The organism is Streptomyces sp. NRRL WC-3549 (assembly GCF_000721935.1).
GTDB lineage: Bacteria > Actinomycetota > Actinomycetes > Streptomycetales > Streptomycetaceae > Streptomyces.
In genome coordinates, this window is sequence record NZ_KL585423.1 from 194809 (window position 1) to 200384 (window position 5576).

2 protein-coding genes are annotated in these 5576 nt (G+C 70.0%); both read left to right on the top strand.

Translation table 11 applies throughout. The annotated features are described in order from the left end of the window. On the top strand, positions 1–1646 hold a 1646-nt coding region (locus IH13_RS0127290; protein ID WP_031088637.1), incomplete at its 5' end, for a C-terminal helicase domain-containing protein. Next, on the top strand, positions 1646–5576 hold a 3931-nt coding region (locus IH13_RS0127295; RefSeq protein WP_031088638.1), incomplete at its 3' end, for an Eco57I restriction-modification methylase domain-containing protein. The genes IH13_RS0127290 and IH13_RS0127295, both read left to right, overlap by 1 nt.

Here is a 5576-nt window from a genome sequence, read left to right on the forward strand (position 1 = left end):
GGCTGGAAGGCATGGACGTCGCACCGGGCGCCGCCGAGTCCGAGGAAGCGGGCGCACGGCTCCTCGAACTCGCCTCGCGGGCGGCGGAGTTGGTCGGGCCCGCCGAGGACGCGAAGCTGAAGGCGCTCACCCGGCACCTGAAGGCCCTGATCGCCGAGGGCTACCACCCGATCGTCTTCTGCCGCTACATCCCGACGGCGACGTACCTCGCAGACCAGCTCGACGGCAAGCTCGGCAAGAAGACGAAGATCGCCGCCGTGACGGGCACCCTCTCCCCGCAGCAGCGCCTGGAGCGGATCGAGCAGCTCGCCGCTGAGGCGGGCGAGGCCGGCGACCCGGCTGTCCGCCGGGTGCTGATCGCCACCGACTGCCTGTCCGAGGGCGTCAACCTCCAGCACCACTTCGACGCGGTCGTCCACTACGACCTGGCGTGGAACCCGACCCGGCACGACCAGCGGGAGGGACGCGTCGACCGCTACGGCCAGAAGCGCGACCAGGTCCGCGTCATCACCATGTACGGCGAGGACAACGGCATCGACGGCAAGGTCCTGGAGGTGCTCTTCAAGAAGCACCGGCAGATCAAGAAGGACCTGGGCATCTCCGTCTCCGTCCCCGACGAGACCGCGTCCGGCGTCACCGACGCGGTGGTGGAGTGGCTGCTGCTGCACGGACGGCAGGGCAGCCAGGAGAGCCTCTTCGACATGGAGGACGGCCACCAGGAGTCCTTCGACCGCATCGAGCGGGAGTGGACCTCGGCGGCCGACCGGGAGAAGACCTCCCGCTCGAAGTACGCCCAGCGCGCGATCCACCCGGAGGAGGTGGCCCGCGAGGTCGCCGCCGTACGGGCCGCGCTCGGCGGCGCGGAGGAGGTCCGCGGTTTCGCCCTGGAGGCCCTGCGCGACCTGGACGCGCTGGTCCGTGACCCAGGCGACGGCACCGGTGACTTCACCGCCCAGGCCGGCGGCACCCCGGCGGGCCTGCGGGACGCGCTCGCCGCGACCCTGGGCAACCGGCTCGTCGAGGAGAACCGCGAGATCCCCTTCCGCACCACCCCGGCGATCGCCCGCGGCGAGGCCGCCCTGGTCCGCACCGACCCGGCGATCGGCGCCATCGCCTCCTACGTCCTGGACTCGGCCCTGGACGTGAAGGCGCTCGGCCCCCGCCCGGCACGGCGCTGCGGCGTGGTCACCACGGACGCGGTCACCACCCGCACCACGCTCCTGCTGGTCCGCTACCGCTTCCACCTCACCCTGCCGTCCCGCACCGGCGAACGGCAGGTCGTCGCCGAGGACGCACGCCTCCTCGCCTTCGAGGGGATGCCGTCGCGCGCCCGCTGGCTGGACGACGACGCGGCCGCCGCCCTCCTCGCGGCCCGCGCCGTGGCGAACACCCACGAACAGTCCGCCCACAACGCCATCTCCCGCGCCCTGGACGGCTTGGGGGACCTCGCCGCACACCTCACCGAGTACGGCACGGACCTGGCCGCCGAGCTCGACGCCTCGCACCGCCGGGTGCGCAAGGCGAACGAGGAGATCGTCCGCGGCCTGAAGGTCGTCCCGCAGGAGCCCGCCGACGTCCTCGGCGTCTACGTCTACCTGCCGCCCGTCGCCCCCGCCGCCTCTACCGTGTCCGGAGCCGAAGCCTGATGTCCGCCGCCACCCGCACCGCCCTGGCCTTCACCGCCGTCACCACCGTCGGCGGCCTGCTCCCCGCCGACATGCTGCTGCGCATCGCCGAGGCACGGAACCTCCCGGGCACCAGGCCCGCCGACTACGGCCTGCCCGCCTCGGTCCCCGTACGCGACGAGGCCGAGCGCGCCTGGGAGTACCTCAAGCCGCTCTGGCGCGACCTGCGCACCGCCCTGCCCGCCGACCCGAAGACCGGCGCACCGGCCGCGGACCCGACCGGCCGGGCCGGCACCGACTGGCTGGCCCAGCTCTTCCGCAAGCTGGACTTCGGCGCGCTGACGGAGGTCGGCGCGCCGGGCATCCCGGCCGACTCCGACCCCGACAAGCACTTCCCGGTCTCCCACCGCCACGGCCCGGCCCTCGTCCACCAGGTCCCCTGGAACCAGGAGCTCGACAAGCGCCTGACCTTCGGCCAGGTACCCCCGCAGTCCATGCTCCAGGACTGCCTCAACCGCACCGAGGCCCACCTGTGGGCGGTCCTCACCAACGGCCGCCGGGTGCGGCTGCTGCGCGACTCGTCGTCCTTCGCGACCGCCGCGTACGTCGAGTTCGACCTGGAAGCGATCTTCGACGGCGAGCTGTTCAGCGAGTTCGTGCTGCTGTACTGCGTACTGCACGCGTCCCGGTTCGCGGTGGCCGAGGGGGCGGCGGCCTCGGGGTGCTGGCTGGAGAAGTGGCGCGCCGAGGCCGTCAGCTCCGGCGCCCGCGCCCTGGACCAGCTGCGCCTGGGAGTACGAGACGCCCTCACCGCTCTCGGCACCGGCTTCCTGCGCCACCCGGACAACACCCGGCTGCGCGAGGACACCGACCCGAAGGCACTGCGGGACGCCCTGCTGCGCCTGGTCTACCGCCTGCTGTTCGTCTTCGTCGCCGAGGACCGCGGGGCCCTGCTCGACCCGAAGGCCGACGAGCGGCAGCGGGAGGCGTACGACCGCTACTTCTCCTCCACCCGGCTGCGCGAGCGCGCCCGCCGGCGCCAGGGCACCGCCCACGGCGACCAGTACGAGGCGCTGCGCATCGTCCTCGACGCCCTCGGCAAGGAGGGCGGCCGCCCCGAGCTGGGCCTGCCCGGCCTCGGTGGCCTGTTCTCCCCGAAGCCGGCCGATGCGCCGCTGGACGGCCTGAAGCTGTCCAACGAGTCGCTGCTCACCGCGATCCGCCACCTCGCCCAGATGCGCGACCCGGGCGCCCGCCGCTGGCGCCCGGTCGACTACCGCCACCTGGACGCCGAGGAACTCGGCTCGGTCTACGAGTCCCTGCTGGAGCTGGAGCCCAAGCACTCCGCCACGGACCGCACCTTCGAACTGATCGAGGTCGCGGGCAACAGCCGCAAGACGACAGGCAGTTACTACACCCCGTCCTCGCTCATCGAGTGCCTGCTCGACACGACGCTCGACCCGGTGATAGACGACGCGGTCAAGCGCGGCGAACAGCGCGCCACGGAGGGCGGCCGTCCCGACCCGACCGACGGCATCGTCGACGAGCTGCTGTCCCTGACGGTCTGCGACCCGGCGTGCGGCTCCGGGCACTTCCTGGTCGCCTCGGCCCGACGCATCGCCAAGCGCGTGGCATCGGTGCGCGAGCGCAACCCGGAACCGACGGTCGACGCGGTGCGGCGCGCCCTGCACCAGGTCGTCGCCCGCTGCGTCTACGGCGTGGACCTCAACCCCATGGCGGTGGAGCTGGCCAAGGTGTCGCTGTGGCTGGAGGCACTGGAGCCGGGGAAGCCTCTGGGGTTCCTGGACGCGCATGTGAAGCACGGCAACGGCCTGATCGGCGCGACCCCGAAACTGCTGGCGAACGGCATCCCGGACGACGCGTTCAAGCCGATCGAGGGCGACGACAAGAAGTACGCGGCGGGACTCGTCAAGCGCAACAAGATCCAGCGCGGCGGCCAGGACGAGCTGACCTTCGACACGGAGACCCTGCCCGGCAACGCCCGCTACGCCGCAGAACTCGCCAGGATCACCACGGCGCCCTCCGACCTCCTGGAGCAGGTCCGGGCGCAGGAGTCCGCCTACCTCGCCCACACGGAGTCGGCCGCGTACGTCGATGACGTGCACGCCGCCGACGCCTGGTGCGCCGCCTTCGTCTGGCCCAAGCACGACGGTGCCCCCGAGGCCCCGACCGACCAGGTGTTCCGCGCGTTGCGGAGCCGTAACCAGTCCGCAGTGCCGGACACCACCCACGCCGAGATCCGGGAGTTGCGGGAGCAGTACCGCTTCTTCCACTGGCACCTGGAGTTCCCCGAGGTGTTCGCGGTCCCGGAGACGGGCACCGGTGTCCAGCCGGGGACGGGCTGGGCCGGTGGGTTCGATGCGGTGGTGGGCAACCCGCCGTGGGAGCGCGTCAAGCTCCAGGAGCAGGAGTTCTTCGCCCAGCGCGATCCGCGGATCGCCGGCGCCAAGAACGCTTCCGCCCGCAAACGGCTCATCACGGAACTGCGCGACGACCGTGACGGTGCGCGCCTGTACGCCGAGTTCGAGGCTGCCAGGCGCCGCGCGGAAGGAGAGAGCCACTTCTTGCGCGTCAGCGCCCGCTTCCCGCTGACCGGGCGCGGTGACATCAACACGTACGCGGTCTTCACAGAGACGGACCGCGTCCTGACGGGACCGCGTGGGCGGACGGGCGTGATCGTGCCGACGGGGATCGCTACGGATGCGACGACGCAGTTCTTCTTCAAGGATGTCGTCACGAAGGGCCAGCTTGCAGCCCTGTACGACTTCGAGAACGAGGACAAGGTCTTCCCTGGGGTCCACAACCAGATGCGTTTCTGCCTGTTCATGCTGCGCGGAGCAGGAAGCACGCGTGAACCGATCCGCATGGTTTTCAAGGTTCGCCAGACTGAGCAAATCGTTCAGTGGAGCTACCTGTTGACGGCCGACGACATTTTGGCCATGAACCCGAACACTGGCACGTGCCCTGTCTTTCGCAGTAGCCGCGACGCCGAAATCACTTTGGGTATCTACCGCCGCGTGCCAGTCCTGATCGACGAGACCAAGACGACGGGCGGCAACTCCTGGGGCATCTCATTCATGCGCATGTTCGACATGTCGAATGATTCCCATCTTTTCCGTCCGTCCGCCCAGAGTGACGAGACTTTCGACGATCTCCTCAAGGCCGGATGGGTCCTCGACGGTAACGTCCTCGTCCGTAGCGATGAGCGCCTGCTGCCGTTGTACGAGGCAAAGATGCTCCACCACTACGATCACCGGTTCTCGACGTACGAAAACGCAACGGAGAAACAGCTCAATAAGGGCACACTCCCTCGCTTCACCGTGGACCAGCACCAAGACGCCTCCGCCGTTCCTTTGCCTCGCTACTGGGTTCCGGAGCAGGACGTGCCGACTGGCAAGGTCGACAAGAACGGCAAGCCCGTCATGGAATCCGGCGTCCGCAGCCGCCTGGCAGCGAAGGGCTGGGACCGGCAGTGGGTCTTCGGCTGGCGTGACATCTGTCGAGCGAGCGACGAACGCACAATGATCGCGACGGTCGCTCCGGCGCACGGATTTGGCCACAAGTTTCTGCTGGCCCTGTCCCCGCAGGCCGCACTCATGGCGGCAGCTTGGTCATCGATTGTCATGGACTACGCCGCTCGTCAGTGTGTCGGCGGTACCTCAATGAGCTACTTCATCGTGCGGCAGCTGCCAATGCCCTCGCCCGAGCAGCTCACCCCGCACTCGGCCGCCATCAGCTCGCGCCTATTGGAACTCACCTACACCGCACACGACATGGCTCCCTTTGCCCGCGACCTCGGCGACACCAGCGCCCCCTTCCGCTGGGACCCCGACCGTCGCGCCGTCATCCGCGCCGAGTTGGACGCGCTCTTCTTCCACCTCTACGGGATCGACCGCGACGACACCGCCTACATCCTGGACACCTTCAACG